General features: G+C 35.4%; 18 protein-coding genes. 7 read left to right on the forward strand and 11 right to left on the reverse strand.

The features are described 5' to 3' along the window. Positions 1–3: 3 nt before the first annotated feature. The 7 genes from ACXX8U_RS06630 to ACXX8U_RS06660 form a co-directional block, all read right to left on the reverse strand. Positions 4–1,209 (reverse strand): tetratricopeptide repeat protein, encoded by a 1,206-nt coding sequence (locus ACXX8U_RS06630; protein ID WP_458565167.1) that lies wholly within the window; start codon positions 1,207–1,209, stop codon positions 4–6. Positions 1,210–1,383: 174 nt separating this feature from the next. Further along, positions 1,384–2,061 (reverse strand): metal-dependent hydrolase, encoded by a 678-nt coding sequence (locus ACXX8U_RS06635; protein ID WP_458565168.1) that lies wholly within the window; start codon positions 2,059–2,061, stop codon positions 1,384–1,386. A gap of 87 nt (positions 2,062–2,148) precedes the next feature. After that, positions 2,149–3,108, reverse strand: a complete 960-nt coding sequence (gene menA, locus ACXX8U_RS06640; protein ID WP_458565169.1) for a 1,4-dihydroxy-2-naphthoate octaprenyltransferase — start codon at positions 3,106–3,108, stop codon at positions 2,149–2,151. Between the two features lie 84 nt (positions 3,109–3,192). Next, complete coding sequence (locus tag ACXX8U_RS06645; RefSeq protein WP_458565170.1) at positions 3,193–4,704, reverse strand: PH domain-containing protein; 1,512 nt, start codon at positions 4,702–4,704, stop codon at positions 3,193–3,195. Further along, the gene (locus ACXX8U_RS06650) at positions 4,704–5,225 is read right to left on the reverse strand and encodes a PH domain-containing protein (protein ID WP_458565171.1); all 522 of its coding nucleotides are present in this window, start codon (positions 5,223–5,225) and stop codon (positions 4,704–4,706) included. Before ACXX8U_RS06650 ends, ACXX8U_RS06645 begins: the two co-directional genes overlap by 1 nt. A 79-nt stretch (positions 5,226–5,304) precedes the next feature. Then, positions 5,305–6,174 (reverse strand): 1,4-dihydroxy-2-naphthoyl-CoA synthase, encoded by an 870-nt coding sequence (locus ACXX8U_RS06655; protein ID WP_166134218.1) that lies wholly within the window; start codon positions 6,172–6,174, stop codon positions 5,305–5,307. A gap of 451 nt (positions 6,175–6,625) precedes the next feature. Beyond that, positions 6,626–7,480 (reverse strand): CvfB family protein, encoded by an 855-nt coding sequence (locus ACXX8U_RS06660; RefSeq protein WP_458565172.1) that lies wholly within the window; start codon positions 7,478–7,480, stop codon positions 6,626–6,628. A gap of 440 nt (positions 7,481–7,920) precedes the next feature. Here ACXX8U_RS06660 and ACXX8U_RS06665 point away from each other — a divergent pair, with 440 nt between their 5' ends. Further along, positions 7,921–9,273, forward strand: a complete 1,353-nt coding sequence (locus ACXX8U_RS06665) for a M28 family metallopeptidase (RefSeq protein ID WP_458565173.1) — start codon at positions 7,921–7,923, stop codon at positions 9,271–9,273. Positions 9,274–9,343: 70 nt separating this feature from the next. On the opposite strand, the gene ACXX8U_RS06670 is transcribed toward ACXX8U_RS06665, so the two are convergent. Both ACXX8U_RS06670 and menD read right to left on the reverse strand, forming a co-directional pair. Further along, positions 9,344–9,685: a DUF2853 family protein gene (locus tag ACXX8U_RS06670; RefSeq protein ID WP_458565174.1), complete on the reverse strand. Its 342-nt coding sequence runs from the start codon at positions 9,683–9,685 to the stop codon at positions 9,344–9,346. A 90-nt stretch (positions 9,686–9,775) separates the two neighbouring features. Next, positions 9,776–11,437, reverse strand: a complete 1,662-nt coding sequence (menD, locus tag ACXX8U_RS06675) for a 2-succinyl-5-enolpyruvyl-6-hydroxy-3-cyclohexene-1-carboxylic-acid synthase (protein ID WP_458565175.1) — start codon at positions 11,435–11,437, stop codon at positions 9,776–9,778. A gap of 96 nt (positions 11,438–11,533) precedes the next feature. Between menD and ACXX8U_RS06680 the strand changes: the two genes are divergently transcribed. After that, entirely contained in the window at positions 11,534–12,031 is a 498-nt protein-coding gene (locus tag ACXX8U_RS06680) for a GNAT family N-acetyltransferase (RefSeq protein WP_458565176.1), read from the forward strand. Between the two features lie 59 nt (positions 12,032–12,090). Further along, positions 12,091–13,041, forward strand: a complete 951-nt coding sequence (locus ACXX8U_RS06685; RefSeq protein ID WP_458565177.1) for a tRNA dihydrouridine synthase — start codon at positions 12,091–12,093, stop codon at positions 13,039–13,041. Positions 13,042–13,225: 184 nt separating this feature from the next. Here ACXX8U_RS06685 and ACXX8U_RS06690 read toward each other — a convergent pair whose 3' ends face one another. Further along, the gene (locus tag ACXX8U_RS06690; RefSeq protein ID WP_254906704.1) at positions 13,226–13,726 is read right to left on the reverse strand and encodes a glutathione peroxidase; all 501 of its coding nucleotides are present in this window, start codon (positions 13,724–13,726) and stop codon (positions 13,226–13,228) included. 707 nt (positions 13,727–14,433) lie between these two features. Between ACXX8U_RS06690 and ACXX8U_RS06695 the strand changes: the two genes are divergently transcribed. After that, positions 14,434–14,964, forward strand: coding sequence for an RNA polymerase sigma factor (locus ACXX8U_RS06695; protein ID WP_210789369.1), 531 nt, complete (start codon positions 14,434–14,436; stop codon positions 14,962–14,964). Next, positions 14,964–15,749 carry an anti-sigma factor gene (locus ACXX8U_RS06700; RefSeq protein ID WP_458565178.1) on the forward strand — a complete coding sequence of 262 codons (786 nt, stop codon included), beginning with the start codon at positions 14,964–14,966 and terminating at the stop codon, positions 15,747–15,749. Before ACXX8U_RS06695 ends, ACXX8U_RS06700 begins: the two co-directional genes overlap by 1 nt. Positions 15,750–15,989: 240 nt before the next feature. Here the strand turns inward: ACXX8U_RS06700 and ACXX8U_RS06705 are convergent, their stop codons facing one another. Continuing rightward, complete coding sequence (locus ACXX8U_RS06705; protein ID WP_458565179.1) at positions 15,990–19,202, reverse strand: cytochrome c biogenesis protein; 3,213 nt, start codon at positions 19,200–19,202, stop codon at positions 15,990–15,992. A gap of 200 nt (positions 19,203–19,402) precedes the next feature. Here ACXX8U_RS06705 and ACXX8U_RS06710 point away from each other — a divergent pair, with 200 nt between their 5' ends. Both ACXX8U_RS06710 and ACXX8U_RS06715 read left to right on the forward strand, forming a co-directional pair. Further along, a complete protein-coding gene (locus ACXX8U_RS06710) occupies positions 19,403–20,176 on the forward strand; it encodes a Rossmann-like and DUF2520 domain-containing protein (protein ID WP_458565180.1) in 774 nt (257 codons plus the stop codon). Next, on the forward strand, positions 20,160–20,687 hold the full coding sequence (locus ACXX8U_RS06715; protein ID WP_458565181.1) for a KdsC family phosphatase: 528 nt from the start codon (positions 20,160–20,162) through the stop codon (positions 20,685–20,687). Before ACXX8U_RS06710 ends, ACXX8U_RS06715 begins: the two co-directional genes overlap by 17 nt. Positions 20,688–20,693: the final 6 nt, after the last annotated feature.

Genomic DNA, 20,693 nt, shown 5'->3' on the forward strand with positions numbered 1-20,693 from the left:
TTGTTAACGAAGTAATTTCAAAATACGATCAAAATCTGCTGATTGAATACCCGCTTTTGCAAAAGTAGCAAAATCAAGCTCCGTTTGTTTTAGCCAACTAGCTTGCGCTGTTACATTCTGATTTTGATAAGTTTTGTGTATTTTTTTTGCTGCTGAAAAATTATCATTCAACAAATAGGCATGCGCCAAATTGAGCTGAATAAGCAATTCAGATGGGTCTTTTTGAGCTCCTTCTTGTAAATACTTAATCGCTTTTCCGTACTGCTTGGTCATCAGATAATTGCGACCTAATGCATTATAATCTAAAGCAGTTGCTTGACCATCATTTACAACAGTTAGCAATTGCGTAATCGCTTCGGCTGGTTTGCCTTGCTTGGCTAAGGTGTTGGCTTGCGTGCGTAAATCAGCATAAATTGATTGAGATAAACTTGTTTCGCCATAACAACTGTTACCAAAATCTTTAAAAGCTTTAGACTGTTCTGCAGGCAGTAATTTTATAAATTCCTTAGCCTTGTATTTATTTTGAATCTTATCTAAAATGCAAACACAAAAATCATCCGAGTTAGACATTTTTTTAGCCAAATTAGAGGTCTTGCATTGCTCAATTATTGCTTTTCGGTTATCGACTGTCCAACCGCGACTTAGTTTGGTATCAACCCACGGCACTACTTCTAAAATGATTTTTTGACTCATGATCCAATTTTTGCTTTCGAAAGCAAACCATAAGTTACCTGAGTTTTGCTGCAAACAAAGACTCTTATCAGCAGATAGTAATTGCGCATCTTTACTAACAGCTTTACTTTGCTCGAAGCAAGCTGTTGTTGCCGTTCCGTCTTTTACGTATTGTTGCGCAGCACTAGCTGAGGTAAAAACGGCGTATTTGCAGGTATCATCACCCGATATTTTAGAAAGTAAAAAAACCGCTCCGGCTGAACCTTGACTTATTCCGGTTGGATCAGGAATAGCTTTAAGAACAGATACCAAACTGCTCGCCATTTGCTGGTTTTTATCTAGTAAGGTAATACGAAACAAAATTTCGGTAGTGCCTTCTGGTAAATCTTGAGTTTTGACTACCAATCGGTCACGTGCCGAAACTTGAATTTCTTGTGTGGTAGCGCGCGCTTTATCCCAGTAGCCTTCTTTTTGAGCGAAAACACCTGAGGCTATTAACAGCGCGAAATAAATAAAAAAATATTTTTTTTGTAGCATAATAAGATAGTTAAATCTGAAATCGATTGGTCTAGAAAGAAACGTTCGTCTAATGCTAAACGCTCGTTCTAGCCCTGATAGTAGTGGAAATCCTTTTATAAAATGGCCAGCCTGTTAAGGCCAGCCATTTTGTAAAAGATTGTAACGAATAGCAGGAAAAAGCTCCTAAACCATTTATAAATCGATAGACGCTCCTATTTCTAGCAGCATTAAATCTTTTCCTTTGTTGAAAAACTTACGGATTGCCTCTTCCTTATTGATTTCGATGTAACCGAATGTGTCAAAATGGTAGCCCAAAACCTTATCACATTCAACAAAATCTGATGCAAGGATAGCATCTTCAACATCCATAGTAAAATTATCCCCGATTGGAAGAATAGCTAAGTCTAATTTGGTGCGCATTGGTATGAGTTTCATATCCATTGTCAAAGCCGTATCGCCTGCAATATAGATGTTTTTGTGCTCGCTCTCAATAACAAAACCTCCTGGATTTCCGCCAGTAGCTCCGTCAGGAAAAGAACTTGAATGTACTGCATTAACGTATTTTACTTTACCAAAATCGAAATTCCAGCTTCCGCCGTGATTCATCGGGTGAGCCTGAAAACCTTTAGCACTATAATAACCTGCAATTTCAGCATTGGATACAATTACGGCATTGGTTCTTTTGGCGATAGCCTCAACATCAGCAATGTGATCGCCGTGTGCGTGTGTAAGTAAAATATAATCAGCAGCCAACTCGTTTACATTGATATGCGCCGCTTTTGGGTTTGGAGAAATAAAAGGATCTACTAAAATGTTTTTGCCACCTACTTCGATACCTAGTGAAGCGTGACCATAAAATGTGATTTTCATAAGAATTGAATTAAAGGTTTGTGTGTATTAACGAAAAAATGTATCAATTAGTTGTCAACTAAAACTATTTTTTGGGTTAAAATAAACTTAACGACCGCCTAAAAACAGGTTCACAATTATATCCTGAATAAGCGATACCATGCACAACGCTAAAAGCAAAGAAAGCGCGAAAGTACTTAATGCTAATTTTTTTAATTCGGGATCGAGTTCTTTTGGATTTTGATTGGCTTGAACGGTTTTTAAATGTTTGATTAATGGAATATAAGCCAAAACAAAAAGGTATTGATCGAGGCGATATTCGCTTAAAAAAGCAAAAATTAAAACCAAAACCATTGCTGTAATCACCAAGAAATAATGGTATTTTTTTGCTTTGGCACCCCCCATTTGTACTACCATGGTATTTTTATTTGATTTTCTGTCTGAAGCTTCATCGCGCATGTTGTTTAAATTAAGAACTCCAGTACTTAATAATCCGATAGCGGCAGCAGGAAGAAATAAATCGAAATCAAGTTGTTTAGCATATAAAAAATTAACTCCCAAAGTACTCACCAAACCAAAGAAAACAAATACAAAAATATCACCGAAACCACGGTAACCATAAGCAGTTTTTCCTACCGTGTAGCGAATGGCCGAAACGATTGCAAGAATTCCCAAAACCAAATAGAAAAGTGAAAACCAAAGATTAGTGTCTTTGAAAGAATCATAAATTAAGGCTACTGCTGAAAACAACGTTAAAATAGATGTAATAATAATTGCCTGCTTCATGGCTTGCGCACTAATAGCGCCACTTTGAATGGCACGCATAGGACCTACACGATCAGAATTATCAGTTCCTTTTACCCCATCGCCGTAATCATTAGCAAAGTTAGAGAGCACTTGCAAGCCCAAGGTTGTTAATAAAGCAAGGCCAAAAATAGACCAGCTAAAAACTTCTGTAGGTGTTTCGATTGTATTTGTTGGTCGCAACGCATACATACTCCCTACTATGATTCCGGATACAGATAAAGGTAGGGTTCGTAAACGTGCGGCTTCAATCCACTGCTTCATACTATTTTTTATTTTTTAAATTCTTTTTTTACTGACAATTGTATGTACAAATGTACGGCATAAAAGAACGATATGCACTTTTTTTTACATCCAATTGCTATTGGAAGTTTCTAATTCGTACAACCATCGATTGATGTGTTCTTTCAGCACGGTATAATTGGCCAATTGAAATGAAATATTCCCTCCTGCTGTATGCAAAACAACTGAACCTATATCCGCTTTTTTGTGCCAAAACAGCTGTGAAGTGGTAATAGCTTGAATTTTTTGAGGCAAAATAATTGCTTCGCTAACATCCCAAGCTCCTGACTTTTTCAAAATGAATTCCGGATGAATGTACAAGCGATAATTTTTGAACTTAAAATACTGCAAAACGGTCATTAGGACAACATAAAACGGAACCCAACCTACATACTCCATTATCTCAGAGTAAAAAGTATTTGCCAACCCAAAAAACAAGGCCACAGGAATAACTACAGCTATAAAAAGTGCAAAAACCAACTTTCGGTAATTTGGAGTCAATTCAATTCCTTTTTCAGGGAGATTAGAAAATAACAACTGTAAAATAGCGTCTCGCTCTGCAAGATCACAACCCGGAATTTCAATGGCTGATTTGCGTTGTTCTTCGGCGCCGCCCGTTGCTTGTTTAATTCTAATGTCTAAAATATCCCACTTACGTTGAAAGTAATTCTGCGTAACAGTAGTAATTTGTACTTTCTCTGGTTTTACAATAGTGCTTTTGGAGTTTAAAAGGCCGTATGATAAAAGTAAAGAACCTTTTTGTTTGGCAATATTAAAATTAAAAAACTGCACAAAAACCCTAATAATATTTAGTACCAAAACAGCAACTAGCACCATGAAAAAACCCATGATTATGGCTGCTAATCCTTGAGAGGAATCAAAATAAGACCCCAAATCCTGCTCATAGCCGGTTTCTTGATCGGATAATTTTGAAAGACTCTCGAAAACAGTACTGAAAAATAAAACCAAAAGGGCAATAGTTCGCTGGTAGTTCGAGGTTATTCCGACTTTTAACAAGCTAAAAAAACTAATTTTTATAAAGGGAGTTATCGTTGTGTTGCTTTCAATATCTGCTGTTGTGCCAACCTCACCTTGATCTACATTATGTTCTTTACCTTCATTTTCCAGCAAGCACGCTTTTAAATCCAAAGCCAATTGCTGCGAAATCGCCTTGATGTTTCCCTCTTTTTTGTTGCTACCAGCAGTATCAACTTGCAATTCATAAACCCCAATTATTTTTTGAATAAACGACTGGTTGATATTTACTTGCTGAATTTTATTGAGTTGGATGGCCGTTTTGGTCTTGTTTAAAATCCCTTCGTTGATAATGAATTCTTGATTTTCTTCATCCAGATAAAAAGTAAAGTTTCTGTATTTTAAATACGAAATGAGAGCGATTAGCACTAAAAAAAGCCAAATCACTCCAAAAATGTATCCCAAATAAAAGTCTTTTAACTTAAAAAAGTAAATCAAAAAAATAGGCCAAAAGGCTCGTGCGTATTGTTGTAAGGTATAAAAAAACAAAACCCAAATACCAACGGCTGACTGCCTTTGCGGCTGACTAAAATCAGTACGCATTATAATTGTTTTTGAATTTTGCCCATCAATAATTGTTTGATATTTTCGGCTTGCTCTTTTTCGATACCCGGAATTTCAATGTCACTTGCGCTACCGCCTGCTGTAAAAACCTGAACCTTTGCCAATCCTAAAAATCGTGAAATAAACCCTTCATGTAAGGCCACATGCTGCACTCTATTATAAGGAATTACAATAGTATTCGTAGCAATAATTCCAGAACGATACACCACATCATGCTCACGAAAAGCAAAGCCTTTTTTCTTGAAACCAATGATTGCAAAACAAACAATAAATAACAATGACAAAGGCGTCAAAACACCAATAATGAACCAAATTCGGTTGCTAAAAATATCAGGTTCAAGTTCAGCAAAAACAAACAAACCGACAGTAAGTACGCCAATAATCAGTGCCAAATTACAAGCAATAACAATTCCGTATTTACTATTCAAAGCGGTAAAAGGAACAGACTCTAATTTGGGTAAATTTTGAGTATCAATAATATCATTCGTAAATATTTCCATAAAGAGTACAATTTTTTAAGCACTTTAATCTAAATACATGAAGTGGTTTGATTTTGAAGCAGCAAATAAAACTATTTCGCTACGGCAACCATTTTTTTTCAAAGTTTGGTTTTCTCTTTTCAAGAAACGCATTTCTACCTTCTTTAGCCTCTTCGGTCATATATGCTAATCGTGTCGCTTCACCAGCAAATACTTGTTGGCCAACCATTCCATCATCTGTCAAGTTCATGGCGAATTTTAGCATTTTGATAGCCATCGGCGATTTTTGCAAAATTTCCTGAGCCCATTCGTAAGCAGTTGCTTCTAATTCATCGTGTGGCACTACTGCATTTACCATGCCCATATCCATTGCTTCTTGTGCTGAATAATTGCGTCCTAAGAAGAAAATTTCTCTTGCTTTTTTCTGTCCCACCATTTTGGCCAAATATGCTGAGCCGTAACCTCCATCAAAGCTGGTTACATCAGCATCGGTTTGTTTAAAAATAGCGTGTTCTTTACTAGCTAAAGTCATATCGCAAACTACATGTAAACTATGTCCGCCACCTACTGCCCATCCAGGAACAACAGCAATAACAACTTTTGGCATAAAACGAATTAATCGTTGTACCTCAAGTATGTTTAAACGGTGTTGTCCGTCGTCGCCCACATATCCTTGGTGTCCACGTGCGTTTTGATCGCCACCGCTACAAAAAGAATAAACGCCATCTTTAGACGAAGGACCTTCAGCAGAAAGTAATACCACACCAATTGAGGTATCCTCTTGCGCATCGTAAAAAGCATTGTATAATTCGGCAGTTGTTTTTGGTCGGAATGCGTTGCGCACATCCGGACGGTTAAACGCAATTCGGGCTACCCCATTGCATTTTTTATAAGTGATATCTTCGTACTCTTTGGCAGTAATCCAATCCATTTTGAATGATTTAAAATTTTCAGTGTAAAAATAAATCATTTTTTACATTATCCCTATTCCATTTCAATAAGCTTGTGGTAATAATTATCTGATTTATAGAAAACAAATGTTAAAAAAAGTAAATTTTGAAACCAAAAAGGCAACTTATTAATTCGTTTTTTATAACTTTAACATATGATAATCAAGACGATATCGATTTAAAATAAGTACGTATTTTAAATTATAAAATAGTCTACTCTCGGTTGTGTTTTGATTGATTAAAATTGCAAGAATGAATTCAGTAGTTCTTTGTGACTACTACAAAATATAGAAAAGGTTGTATCGTTTGCAACGTTTAAAAGTATAACAGAAATAGCAAAACTGTTGCTATGATAACGTAAACGCTTTGTTAAACAAATTGCAGCCTGTATTTTTTAATGATACGCTTGCAAGTACAAGCCTAACATTAAAACGAGAAAGACTAATCATTATCGATTAGTCTTTCTTTTTTTTACTCTTTAATCAAGTAAATACCGTCTTCTTTAATTTCGATTCTTTGTTCTCGATACAAAGCACCAATAGCCTTTTTAAAGGTCTTCTTGCTCATTTTCAATACCGTTTTGATATCTTCTGGATGAGAATTATCGGTGAGTCGCAAGAAACCACGACTCGCTCTTAGCTCATCTATAATTTTCTCTGCATTAGGTTCAATACTTTGGTAACCTTGAATTTGAAGCGAAACATCTATCTTATTATCGGGTCTAATAGCTTTGATGTAACCGCGCATACGATCACCGGTACGAATTGCATCATCGTACACTTCATCTTTGTACATCAAACCCTTGTATTTTTCGTTGATGATTACGTTAATCCCTAACTCCGTAATGTGCGATACGATCAAATCAACTTCTTCTCCTTTTTCGACCGTAAGGTTTTCATTTTTTAAGAACTGGTTTAATTTACTTGATGCAACCAAACGATTGGTTTTTTCATCAAGATACAAGTACACCAAGTAGCGCTTGCCTTTTTCCATCGGGCGTGCTTGCTCTTTGAACGGAACCAAGATATCTTTCTCCATTCCCCAATCCATAAAAGCTCCCACTTGGTTGGTATAGTTTACCCTAAGCAACGCAAATTCGTTCAGTAAAATATAAGGTTCAAGCGTAGTCGCTACAGGTCTTTGTTCGTGATCCAAATACACAAACACAATGAGCTCCTCACCTATTTCGAATACCTTAGGAACATATTTATTTGGGAGTAACACATCGTGAATTCCTTCTGGATCCAGCTCCGGATTTCCCAAAAACAAACCCACTTGGGTATCACGTAATATTGTAAGTGTATTGTATTTTCCTATTTCAATCATTGTAGTTCAATTTCTAAAGCGCAAAGGTACGAAGTTTGAAAATAGGATATTCAGAAACGGTCCACAAAAAATAAATTCAAAATTTTTCTATTTTTTTCTTTTTGGGAGCACACAACTGTCTTACTGCTCGCGTGTAGTCCCGCTGTACGCAGTATCCACGCAAAAAAGCGTGGGATACTCGCTTCCATCGCGGCTAGATTTGCAATTTATGTTTTCAGAAAACATTCTCTAGAGTAACTGTCATAAGATTCATTTGGCTGAGACCTAACAGGTTTTAAAAACCTGTTAGGTCTAAAATTCTCAATATTCAATTCAAATTCCAATCGAAATAACCTCTTAAACTTTCTAACTTCAGCTTCAAACAAATCCTAAAATTAAACGCGCAAGCAGCATTCATTTTCTTTTTTCTTAACTTTGGAGAAACTAATAAAAACTACTTAATGAAATCTAACTCCATTATTACATTTGTACTGTTGGTTTGTTTCTCACTTTCGAGCGTGGCACAATCAACCGTAGACGATCCCGAAATTAAAAAAATGCTATCCGAAGTGAAATCGGAAAACATGGAAGCTACCGTACGCAAACTCGTTTCGTTTGGTACACGCCATACTTTAAGCGATACCAAAAGTAATACGCGCGGTATTGGCGCAGCACAACGCTGGGTAAAATCTGAATTTGATAAATATGCTTTAGCTTCAGGCGGCAGATTGACATCTGTAATCGACTATTTTACTGTAAAAGCTGATGGACGCCGCATTGCTACCGACAGCCAGTTGGGCAACGTAATGGCTACATTAAAAGGTACTGACCCTACAGACGATCGTGTGATGGTTATAAGCGGCCATTTAGACTCCAGAGCGTCTGACGTGATGGATGCTAAAAGTGATGCTCCCGGCGCCAATGATGATGCCTCAGGAGTTGCTTGTATGATGGAATTGGCGCGCATCATGAGCCAAAGAGAATTCCCATTTACCTTGATTTTTGTTGCAGTTGTTGGCGAAGAACAAGGTTTGTACGGCGCCAAACATTTGGCTGATAAAGCCAAAAACGAAAAGTGGAACTTAATTGCCATGTTCAACAACGACATGATTGGAAATAGCCTTTCAAGCGGAACAATGTTGCGTGACAATACAAAAGTACGCGTATTCAGTGAGGCAATTCCGTTTTTAGAAACCGAGGCTGAAGCAAAAGTTAGAAAGTCTATCAACCGCGATAACGATAGCCCGTCAAGACAATTGGCACGTTACATTAAAACGGTAACCAATCAATATGTAGATCAATTGGATATTGCTTTGGTGTACCGCAACGATCGTTTCTTGCGCGGTGGAGACCACACTCCTTTTAGTCAAAATGGTTTTACAGCTGTTCGTTTTTGTGAAATGAACGAAAACTACGACCACCAACACCAAGATGTTCGTAAGGAAAATAACATTCAATATGGCGACTTAGTAGAGTTTATGGACTTTGAATATATGAAAAAAGTAACCTTATCTAACTTAGCTTCCTACAGCAACTTAGCTTGGTCACCAAAAGCTCCGACTAACGTTGGAATTGAAGTGAAAGATTTAACTAATTTCTCAACTTTGGTATGGACTGCACCAGCAGGAAAACCAGTTTATGGTTATAATATTTTAGTTCGTGAAACGTCATCGCAACATTGGGAAAAAACCATTTTTGTAAAAGGAACTAAAGCTGAAATACCTTATTCAAAAGATAATTTCTTTTTTGCTGTTCAAGCAGTTGACGAATTAGGTCACTCGAGTTTGCCTGTATTCCCGCTACCAATTCGATAAATGGTACTACTTAAAACAAAAAAGCGTTCGATGACTCGAACGCTTTTTTTATGCAGTAAAACAAAGTTTATTAATTGTAAACGATTTCTTTTTTGAAATGTACTGTCAACAAATAGTAAATCACTGCTCTAAACTTATTTCTGTTTGAACGTCCGTACTGCTCCATCACCGCATCAATAGCAGCATCAAGCTCAGGACCGTCAGTAAGACCTAATTTTTTGATCAAAAAGTTATTTTTTACTGTATCCAATTCCGCTTGTTGACTTCCTGCAACCGTAGCAGCATCTGCATTATAAATTGATGGTCCGCAACCAATAGTAACTTTGGTTAGCAAATCCATATTAGGTTCTACACCGCATTTTTCTTTTAAATCAGCAGCATACTTGGTAATTAATTCTTCTCTTGCACTCATAAATAATTGGTTTAATGGTTGTTTATTAGTTTCGTAACACAACCAAATTTAAACATAAAATCTTCTGAATCAAGAAAACTGAGATTAAATTTAATTTAACTCTTTAAAAAAATTCAATAATATCTGGTCGTTTATCAATGTAGGTGTGAAAACCTCAAGAATACAAGCTTGTTCATTTTGAGCAAATAATTTGGTTACCGCGGTTTGTAAACTTCTTTCGTCACTAGCAATGGTATATTTAAAACCATACATCTTTGCTAAATGCTCAGCTGTTAAGCAATGTGAAGTTTCGAAATAAGTATTAAACACAGGAGTTTCAGCATGACCTGGCAAAATCCTGAAAATACCGCCACCGCCGTTATTAATCAAAATAATTTTAAAATTTTTAGGAATGTAGTGATTCCAAAGTGCATTGGTATCGTACAAAAATCCGATATCACCTGTAATAAACACGGTTTGTTTTTTATTGGCAACAGCCGCACCAATTGCGGTAGACGTACTGCCATCAATTCCACTCGTTCCGCGATTGCAATATACTTCGATGCTAGGATCAATTTCAATTAATTGGGCGTACCGAATAGCTGAACTGTTACTTATTTGCAATTGCGAGTGCTGCGGTAGTGCTGGAATTACTTTTTCAAATACTTTAAAATCTGAAAAAGGAATTTTCGACAAATACAAGTCGGCTTTTAATTTTCTAAGACTTTTAATCTGCTCCCATTCCTGGAAGTAAGTACTGCTTCCCTTTTGCGAAAGCGGAAATAATGCCTGAAAGAATGTATTAGGAGTAACTGTAAAACGTTTTGTCAACGCCCCAAAAGTATCATAAGCACGTAACGGATCGATGTGCCAATGTTCCTTCGGTTTGTACTTTCGTAAAAAAGCTTTAATGCGTTTTGACACTACCATTCCTCCAAAAGTAATTAGTATTTCTGGTCGCAGTTGTTCAAATTCAGTCTCTTTAAAAGGTGTAATTATCGTGTCAATGTTACTGATAAAGGTAGCATGATGCAAATTAGAAGTAGTTTCGGTGAGCACCACAACCGATTCATCTTGAGCTAAAGCTTCAATTATAGCATCGTTAACCGCATTTGGTTCATTGACACCTACTAAAATAATTTTTTTTGATGCCTTATTCCAACTTTGAGCAGCTTTTTGTACTTCATCAATTGCTAAAACTGAATTTTCAATTGCTGAAGGAATTACATTCACATTAACCGACAATTCTGTGATTGTTTCATACAAAGGCTCTTCGAAAGGTGCGTTGATATGAACAGGCCCTTTTTGAGTCAAAGCCGTATTTATAGCTTCATTAATTTTGATATCGTTCTCGTTCGAAGCCTCTTCTTGTAAATTGGCATTGTACAAGGAATGATTAGCAAAAACGTTTTCTTGCCTAATCGTTTGCCCATCGCCAATATCAATTTTACTTTGCGGACGATCAGCAGAAATTACAATTAACGGAATTTGACTGTAAAATGCTTCCGCAAAAGCGGGATAATAATTTAGCAAAGCTGATCCAGAAGTACATACCAAAGCTACTGCCTGCTTGGTTTGCTGCGCAATTCCTAATCCAAAAAACGCTGCCGAACGCTCATCGGCAATACTGTAGCAAGTAAATGCAGGATTGCTCGCAAAACCAATGGTTAATGGCGCATTCCGTGATCCTGGCGAAATTATTATGGTGGTAATTCCTTTGGCCAAACACAACTCAATTATGCTTTGAGCTAAAGGTATTTTGGGGTATATCATCGTGTAATTTTTCTGAGTTACAAAGTTACAAACTTGGCAGGCTTTTTCCTTTTCTTTTAGCGCTTTTTTGTTAATTTTGAACCAAATCAAATAGCCATGTCTGTAAGCATTCGCCCTTATCAACCCGAAGATACTCAAGCCATTCTCGATATTATCAATCACAATATTTTGCACTCTACAGCACTTTACGATTACAACGTAAGAACATTAGAGCAACAAAAAAATATCATAGAAGATAAACTGGCTAAAAATTTCCCTGTAATTGTAGCCACAATTGAAAATCAAGTAGTTGGTTTTGGAATGTATAGCGAATTTCGTTTCCGCGAAGCGTATAAATTTACAGTAGAGCATTCGGTTTATGTTAATGAAAATTTTCATGGAAAAGGTATTGGTAAACTACTGTTGCAAGAACTCATTTCGTTAGCAAAACAACAAGAACTTCATACTATGATTGCCGTAATTGATGCCGAAAACGAGAGCAGCGTTACCTTTCACGAAAAATTTGGTTTTAAAACGATTGGCGTAATTAAAGAATCTGGTTTTAAATTTGATCGTTGGTTGCACTCGGTTTTTATGCAGTTGATCTTAGAGTAATGCAGCTATAATTAGGGTACTTGCGTTATAAAAGATACCTTTGTGTTTTTTATAACAATATGAGCTTTACCCTTCTTTCATCACCTTTACAAGGATTTACCGATTTTCGTTTTCGCAATGCCCAAAATAAATTATTTGGTGGTATTGACACTTTTTATTCGCCCTACATCAGACTTAATGGTAAATTAGTCATCAAACCATCGTATCAGCGTGACTTACAATTGGACAATAATTTAGATTTGGAGGTTATTCCACAAGTAATTACCAACGATGCCGAAGAATTTTTGTTTGTTGCAAAATACGTTTTGGAATTAGGTTACAAAGAACTCAATTGGAATTTAGGTTGCCCGTATCCGATGGTTACAAAGTCAGGAATGGGTTCAGGACTAATCAGCAATACAGAAAAAATCAATCATATATTAGAACGTGCCCATAACGAAACGGATATTTTGGTATCGATGAAAATGCGATTGGGATATGAGTCTCCACAAGAAATTTTAGATGTGCTTCCTATTCTGGACCAATATCCGCTTAAAAATATTGCTATCCACGCTCGCTTAGGAAAACAACTGTACAAAGGCGGTGTAGATCTTGATGGTTTTCAAAAATGTATTGATCAAGCCAAACATACTTTGTATTATAATGGAGATATTACTTCGGTTGAAGGTTTTAGAGAAATGCAAGAGCGTTTCCCATCTATATCACATTGGATGATTGGCCGTGGTTTGATTGCCGATCCTTTTTTACCAATTATGATAAAGAATGACACTACCGAATATCCAGCCAATAAAATAGAATTATTTAGCGCTTTTCATGATACACTTTACGCTATTTACAGCGAGTCATTATCAGGAAGTACGCATATATTATTGAAAATGTATCATTTGTGGGAGTATTTTAGTACTACTTTTTCAAATCCGCACAAAGTTTTAAAAAAGATTAAAAAAGCGCAAAGTATTCGGAACTACGAAGCGGCAGTGGCTGAAATTTTCAAAAACGAAAAAATCTAGAGGAAAATATAAACCATTAAGAAAGCAAGAAAAATTAAGCACTGATTCTACATGTAACTTAATGTCTTGATTGTTAAAAGTTTAAAAAAAATTCAACACTTACATATACCACAAAAAAAAAGAGATCTTCATTTGACTGAAAATCTCTTCTAAAATATTTTACTTTCTAAAATCAACTGGTTACTTATGCTTTGATCCAATTCATTACTTCTGGATCGGTAACCAAAACCCTTGGAGAAATAACTTTTTCAAGTTCTCCGTTTTCATTGATTAAGTATTTTTGAAAATTCCATTCTACAGTTGAATCTTGTAAACCATTTTTAGATTTTTGAGTTAAAAACTGATAAATAGCAGCCATATCATCGCCTTTTACAGAAACTTTATCCATCATAGGAAAAGTAACACCGTAATTCATTTGACAAAATGTGGCAATTTCCTCGTTTGTTCCAGGCTCTTGCGATGCAAAATTATTTGCAGGAAAACCAACAATTACTAAGCCTTTATCTTTGTATTCTTTGTAAACCGCCTCTAAATCTTTGTACTGTGGAGTTAATCCACACTTAGATGCTGTATTAACTATGATTACTTTTTTCCCTTTTAGCGTGCTAAAATCAAAAGTTTTACCTGATAAATCTTCTACTTTAAACTGATAAATGTTTTCTTTAGCTGTAACTGCTGTACTCATAATTTTATCTGATTTTTTAGGTTGTGCTTGGTTTTGACAACTGAATAATACTAAAGCAAAAGTTGCTATATAAACTAAGTTTTTCATAATTATAATTTTTGTTAAAAGTACTTCTTTTTTTGTTTTAACAAATTAATTTTTTGTTAAACAGTGGTTAAATAAAAAAAGGAAGCCCGACCCTATGAACTGTCAGGCTTCCAAACAAATAAACAACAAAAACTTCTCGTGGTATTTAGAACGCTTAGGTGATTTTCCCTTTCACAAAGAAAGGCGTTCCTGGAATAAAATGTATTTCCTCAACACTTTCTGGCTCGTTTTGAAGCCTCGATTCTGTTGCAAATTGTGTTTTCATTGATATGAATTAATGGTTTTACTAAATACTTCAATTTTAACTTATTGCTTTAAAAAAATTTAGTTCTTAAAATTTCTAAAAGCGACAAAGGAAGAGGGTATAAATCAACATAATTTAAAATAGATTCTATTTGGTATTGGTCATCACTTCCTTTTTGTTATTTACGAAAGTGCTCTACTTTTGGTTTTACAAAAAGTTAATCTTTTTCACACTTAAAGTACTAAAAAGTAACTATTTGCCCGAGTTTCCATCAAATAAATGTTAATTTTTTTGACTAATTAAAGCAACTAACTGTAAATCATACTGAATTTACAGTTAGATTGCATAAATTTGTAAGAGATAAACAATATAAACTATGAGTCAAGAAGAATTATTAGTACTGATATACAAAAAAGACGAGAGGGCCTTCACGCATCTTTATGACATGTATTCAAAAAGTCTGTTCTCGGTTATCAATGTTTTAGTAAAAAACAGGGAAGAGGCCGAAGATGTGTTGCAAGAGGTCTTTGTGAAAATTTGGAAAAACATTGATTCGTATAACGAAAGTAAAGGACGATTTTATACCTGGATCCTTAATATTGCTAGAAATACCTCAATAGATAAATTACGCTCCAAAAATTTTAATAACAGTCAAAAAAACCTTTCTACAGATAATTTCGTAAATCACTTTGAAGACAGCACGATACTGTCGGACAAAGTGGATACAATTGGATTAAATGAATTTGTAAAAAGACTCAAACCAAAATGTATTCAAATAATTGACTTATTGTTTTTTAAAGGTTACACCCAACAAGAGGCTAGTGACGAGTTGGCTATACCTTTAGGAACAGTAAAAACACAAAACAGAAATTGTATTAACGATCTCAGAAATTATTTGAAAGTATAATGGAAACAAAAGAATATATTGACTCAGGAATTCTGGAACTTTATGTTTATGGTTTATTAACGGAAACAGAAAGTGAAGAAGTTGCCGCAAAGGCAAAAAACAATCCCGAAATTAATTCAGAAATCATTTCGATAGAAAAAGCTATAGTAGCACTATCATCTAGTTTTTCACCTTTTCATTCGGTGGCCAACTATGAAAAAATTAAAGAAAAATTAGAGCTTAAATACGCTCCTGTAATTCAATTGGAAACTAAAAAGAATAGATTCCAATATTTAGGATGGGCCGCATCTGTAGCTTTGTTGGTGGGTGTAGCATATCAATATAATGAATTAAATCAAACTTCTTCAATTGTAGCTGCTGCTCAAGACGATAAGGCAAAAATTGAAAAAGAATTCAACACCTTAAAAATCAAAAAGACAGCGGTTGAGTCAAGCTTAGCAGTAGTTCGTGATATCAAAAACACAGTGGTGAGTTTAGGTGGACAGGCAGTGAGCCCTCAATCATCAGCAAAGGTATATTGGAATCAAGAAACTGAAGTGGTTTATATTGATGCTGCTAATTTACCTGAACCACCAAAAGGAATGGTTTACCAAGTTTGGGCACTAAAATTAAATCCGCTTACTCCTACAAGTATAGGTTTACTAGATAACTTTGATAAAAACGATCAAAAATTATTTGCAGTAAGCAGTGCAAGCGGTGCCGAAGGATTCGGAATTACATTAGAACCAGCCGGTGGAAGTTTAACTCCTACAATGGAACAATTATATACTTTGGGTAAAGTATAAAACCAAACTAGTTTTTAAAATAGAAAAGGGCTCAACTGTTGTTGATCCCTTTTTTTGTAAATCAAATTAGCACAGTAATTAAATATTTTGGTATCGATAATTGCGAGAAACTTTAATTCTTGTTTTACTTAAAACACATTGCAAATATTACAATCAACTTTTAACTTTCTGTGATTAAAGGAGCAATAAAAAAAGCCCAACTAAAATAGTCGGGCCTCATTTATGAAAATATGTTATACTTTACTTCTTATAATATTTTCTATACTTAGGATATGAAACTGCACCAAATAAAGCTATCCCACCCAAAGTGTAATAAATCCAATTTAGGGAGTGAGCTTCTCCACTTGCATACGAATGTAATCCTACTAAGTGAAAATTAACACCATAATAGGTAAACAAAGTGGATAAAAATGCGAACATACTCATTAGATTAAAAATCCATTTACCTCGCAATGATGGAACAAAACGCGCGTGAATTACAAATGCATAAACCATAATAGTAATTAAAGCCCACGTCTCTTTTGGGTCCCAACCCCAGTAGCGTCCCCAACTTTCATTAGCCCACTGACCTCCTAAAAAGTTACCAATAGTAAGCATGATTAAACCAATAGTCAATGCCATTTCATTGATATAAGTAATCTCTTGAATATTCAAATCCATTTTTACTTTATTATTTTCATTGGTAAACAACATTAACAACAAAGCAACACCTCCTAAAATCATTCCTAGAGCCAACGGACCGTAACTACCAACGATTACAGCAACGTGTATCATCAACCAATACGAATTTAAAACCGGTTGCAAGTTGGCAATTTCAGGGTCAATCCAGTTTAAGTTTCCAGCAAATAAAATCATAGCGGTTACAAAAGCTGATGAGGCTACGGTAAGTTTTGATTTGCGATCAAAAGCCAATCCGAAAAACATAGTCGCCCACGCAATATAAATAATTGATTCGTAAGCATTACTCCACGGAGCATGACCAGATATGTACCAACGTGCAATTAACCCAACAGTGTGCAGTGCAAAAAGAAGTCCAATGATAATGTGCATACCATTAACTGCATAATGCAACCATTTGCGCTCTTTAAAAATTTGTAAAATTGTAAATAACAACATTAAAATAGAGCCCAGCATATACCAAGTTTGCAACTTATTAAATACGTCAAACCTGTTATAGAGTATTTCAGAAGATATCCTATCTTCACTTGGCCTTACTTTACTACCAAAACGTTTTTGAAAACCAGTAATACTTTCTACCAATTCATCTGATGTTTTAAAATCGCCAGTTGTGGCGGCATTAGCTAGTGCTCCAAAATACAAAGGAAGTACGCTTTTGGTATAAGTTGCCTCCATTCCTTTTAATCCTGCTTCATTCAATTCTAAAAATGAAACCCACTTATTATTCGCATCGTTAGGAATAGGGAAAATTTTCAAAATTCTACCGCTCAAAGCAGATTCCATCAAGTTAACTCTTTTGTCTGTTTCAATGAAATCCTTTTCAAATTGATTTGGGTTGGCCGCATTGAATGAACTTTCAAGATATTTGGCTAGCTTATAATTTCCTTTTTCGTCAAAAAATGAAACAAAAGGTGCTACTTTGGCTTCTTTATCAACGCCGATAATTTTTCTGATACTGTCATTCCCTCTTCGTAAATGTATAATTGGAATATCAATCCAATAGTTTGCATATTGCGTCATGGATAGAAAAACTTGGTCCGAATTCATATCATTGAATGAATTACTCTGACTTACCTTTCGCAACAATTCTGAAGAAAAAGTATTAATCGGTTTCATTCTTCCTCCAGCATCTTGAATAACCAAACGGGCAAACTTCGCCGCATGATCCTCTGAAACTTTGTTTTTAGTAATAAAAGCTAAAAGTTCAGATTGGCTTAGTTTTTTTTGTGAATGGCTTGCATGTTTTGTTGGAGCCGGAGCAGTTGCAGTCTCTTCATGAACATGACCTTCATGCTCCTCATGATTGTGTTCTTGTGGTTGCGCGAATGAACCCAAACTAAACAGTAGCAATACAACAGGTAAAAACTTAGCCTTTTTGGTTTTAACAACTTCTAGTTTTCGCTTTAAGTCAGCAAAACGAGAGTGCTTTGTAAATAAGATGGCCATCATAGCAAAATAAAGAATAAAATATCCAATGTAAGTAAGTCCCGTACCCCAGAAATCATGGTTTACAGAGAGAATAGTACCTTTTTCATCTGGATCAAAACCAGATTGAAAGAAACGATAACCATCATGGTCTAGTACATTATTCATATAAATGCGTGCATCAAAAATTTCTTTATCTTGCACGGTTACTTTACTTTCAAATGAAGAGTAACTTTTTTCAGTACCCGGATATTTTTGAGCTATAAAATCGTTTAGTTTAATTTTGAAAGGTAACTCATACGCCTTACTTCCAAAAAAGAAAGTATAATCGATTTTACCAATTTTAACAGTCTTTGGTTCCCCAACTTTACCTTTTGAGCCCAATAGCGTTACCATTTTTTCCTGACCTTCAGCAATTAATTTTACAGTGAGGGCATCTTCATGAGTTTTTGCTTTAAAATCGTTATTCGACTTATAATCGATGATTCCTTTTACAGCCGGATCTGGAAATACAAATCGCATTTCACCAACGCTATACAACGAACGCATCATCAATGGCTGAACATTATCTTTGGTTACTTTACCTTGTAACTTGTCGGCCATTCTCATAAAATTACCTTCAAAAGGAGTTTGAATAGTGTATTCTTTTCCAGTTGTTGTAATGTTAATGGCGCCATCAGTATATTTATTCAAAGAGAACAAAACGTTGTGAATGTTTTGAACTTCGCCTTCTTTTAAAAAATGCTCGTGTCGTCCACCATCGCCTGCTTCTACAATTTTTAGGTAAGTAATCCCTTTTGGATCTGGTTTTACATACTCTGTTGCACCCATGACAAAATTTTCATACTCCACCTCAAATGGTGTATCGGCAAATTTACCTGACATCGTAAAATCATTTGAGGTAACAGGTGAAAACAAAACCTTTTCCTCAAAAACTCTGCGTCGCATTTGACCTTGATATTCGCCATCTACAAAAACAGTCAAAAATGTTTTCTCTGAAAAAACTTGGTTCTCAGTTGCACCTTCGCGTATAGGCATTACACCCTCATAGCTAATGTATCTGGTTACAAAAGCTCCCAAAATGATGAATATGAAAGATAAATGCAGCAACAATGTAGCCCATTTTTCTTTCTTTAAAAGTTGGTAACGCTTGATGTTACCAATGAAATTAATCACAAAAAAAACGTGAATGGCTTCGAACCACCATGAATTGTAAATTAAAATTTTTGCGGTATCTGTGTTGTATTTGCTTTCAATAAAAGTTCCAGTAGCCATAGCTGCAGCATAAGCAACAAACAAAAAGGCCATTAAGCGAGTTGAAAACAAAAAAGAAACTATTTTTTTCTCCATTTTTATGGGGTTATGTTTTGTAAAAGTGCCACAAAAGTACTTAAAAATGTTGACTTCGCGAATCGCACATTTGTTAATTAAATCAAAATTAAGAACACCGTTACAGGCTAATTTTTTTGAAACTGAAAGCATTACAAAACAGTACCAAAAGCGATTATCCTTTGCTAAAATTTGCGGTATTTTTTTTCTATTTTTGCATGATGATCAAAGTAGTAATAATAGGCTCTGGAAACGTTGCGCAACATTTAATTGCCGCGTTTGAATATGAAAATTCACATGGTAGTGATGTAGAATTGGTGCAAGTTTACGCCCGAAATTCTGCAACGATTGCCTCTTTAGTTTCTTGGGATCGTATTACAACCTCTTTTGAAGAGTTGATCGAAGCCGATTTGTACATTATTTCTGTATCTGATGATGCAATAGCCGAAGTATCCTCACAAATACCTTTCAAAAATAGATTGGTAGCTCATACATCAGGAGCGGCAGCACTTCAAATTTTAAACGACAACAATCGCAAGGGCGTTTTTTATCCGCTGCAAACATTTACTAAAAACAAAGAAATTAATTTTAGACCGATACCTATTTGTATCGAAAGTGAAAATGCAACTGATTTTCATGTTCTTCAAAAAGTGGGAAAAGCAATTTCAGATAAAGTGATTGCAATTAATACCGAGCAGCGCCAAGCATTGCATGTAGCTGCGGTTTTTGCTAATAATTTTACTAATCATTTATATTCCATTGCAGCAACAATTTGCCAAGAAAATCAAGTTCCATTTGACATACTTGAACCTTTAATTCAAGAAACAGCAGCAAAAATACAAACACTCTCGCCCATCGATGCGCAAACAGGACCAGCAAAACGCAACGATCAAAATACTATCACAACACACCTCAATTTTTTAAAAGAGGAATATCAAAAAGAAATTTATCAACTTTTAACTCAATCGATACAAGAAAATGGCAAAAAGCTATAAAGAAATAATGAATGACATCACTAGTTTTATTTTTGATGTAGATGGTGTGCTTACAGATGGCTCAGTATTTGTAACCAACGAAGGTGACATGCTAAGAACAATGCACATTCGAGATGGTTATGCTATGAAAGCCGCTATTGAAAGTGGATATAATGTATGTATTATTTCTGGCGGAAGCAATGAAGGAGTCCGTGTACGATTGCGTAATTTAGGCATTACGGATATCTACTTAGGAATTCCAGATAAAGTAGCTACTTTTAACAAATACACAGACGTTTCAAAAATCAATCCTGAGCAAGTTTTGTACATGGGTGACGATATTCCTGATTATCACGTCATGAAATTAGTAGGATTGGCAACTTGCCCTCAAGATGCTAGCCCAGAAATAAAAGAAATATCAGGATATATTTCACATAAAAATGGTGGTAAAGGCGCAGTGCGAGATGTTATTGAACAAGTAATGAGAGTACAAGGCAAATGGATGGAACATTTTAACGGACAACACGATTAAAAGAAA

Source organism: Flavobacterium sp. GNP001 (genome assembly GCF_054343775.1).

Coding starts and splice junctions, on each gene's coding strand:
- ACXX8U_RS06630 (WP_458565167.1), bottom strand. CDS start 1,209: ATGCTACAAAAAAAATATTTTTTTATTTATTTCGCGCTGTTAATAGCC.
- ACXX8U_RS06635 (WP_458565168.1), bottom strand. CDS start 2,061: ATGAAAATCACATTTTATGGTCACGCTTCACTAGGTATCGAAGTAGGT.
- menA (WP_458565169.1), bottom strand. CDS start 3,108: ATGAAGCAGTGGATTGAAGCCGCACGTTTACGAACCCTACCTTTATCT.
- ACXX8U_RS06645 (WP_458565170.1), bottom strand. CDS start 4,704: ATGCGTACTGATTTTAGTCAGCCGCAAAGGCAGTCAGCCGTTGGTATT.
- ACXX8U_RS06650 (WP_458565171.1), bottom strand. CDS start 5,225: ATGGAAATATTTACGAATGATATTATTGATACTCAAAATTTACCCAAA.
- ACXX8U_RS06655 (WP_166134218.1), bottom strand. CDS start 6,174: ATGATTTATTTTTACACTGAAAATTTTAAATCATTCAAAATGGATTGG.
- ACXX8U_RS06660 (WP_458565172.1), bottom strand. CDS start 7,480: ATGATTGAAATAGGAAAATACAATACACTTACAATATTACGTGATACC.
- ACXX8U_RS06665 (WP_458565173.1), top strand. CDS start 7,921: ATGAAATCTAACTCCATTATTACATTTGTACTGTTGGTTTGTTTCTCA.
- ACXX8U_RS06670 (WP_458565174.1), bottom strand. CDS start 9,685: ATGAGTGCAAGAGAAGAATTAATTACCAAGTATGCTGCTGATTTAAAA.
- menD (WP_458565175.1), bottom strand. CDS start 11,437: ATGATATACCCCAAAATACCTTTAGCTCAAAGCATAATTGAGTTGTGT.
- ACXX8U_RS06680 (WP_458565176.1), top strand. CDS start 11,534: ATGTCTGTAAGCATTCGCCCTTATCAACCCGAAGATACTCAAGCCATT.
- ACXX8U_RS06685 (WP_458565177.1), top strand. CDS start 12,091: ATGAGCTTTACCCTTCTTTCATCACCTTTACAAGGATTTACCGATTTT.
- ACXX8U_RS06690 (WP_254906704.1), bottom strand. CDS start 13,726: ATGAGTACAGCAGTTACAGCTAAAGAAAACATTTATCAGTTTAAAGTA.
- ACXX8U_RS06695 (WP_210789369.1), top strand. CDS start 14,434: ATGAGTCAAGAAGAATTATTAGTACTGATATACAAAAAAGACGAGAGG.
- ACXX8U_RS06700 (WP_458565178.1), top strand. CDS start 14,964: ATGGAAACAAAAGAATATATTGACTCAGGAATTCTGGAACTTTATGTT.
- ACXX8U_RS06705 (WP_458565179.1), bottom strand. CDS start 19,202: ATGGAGAAAAAAATAGTTTCTTTTTTGTTTTCAACTCGCTTAATGGCC.
- ACXX8U_RS06710 (WP_458565180.1), top strand. CDS start 19,403: ATGATCAAAGTAGTAATAATAGGCTCTGGAAACGTTGCGCAACATTTA.
- ACXX8U_RS06715 (WP_458565181.1), top strand. CDS start 20,160: ATGGCAAAAAGCTATAAAGAAATAATGAATGACATCACTAGTTTTATT.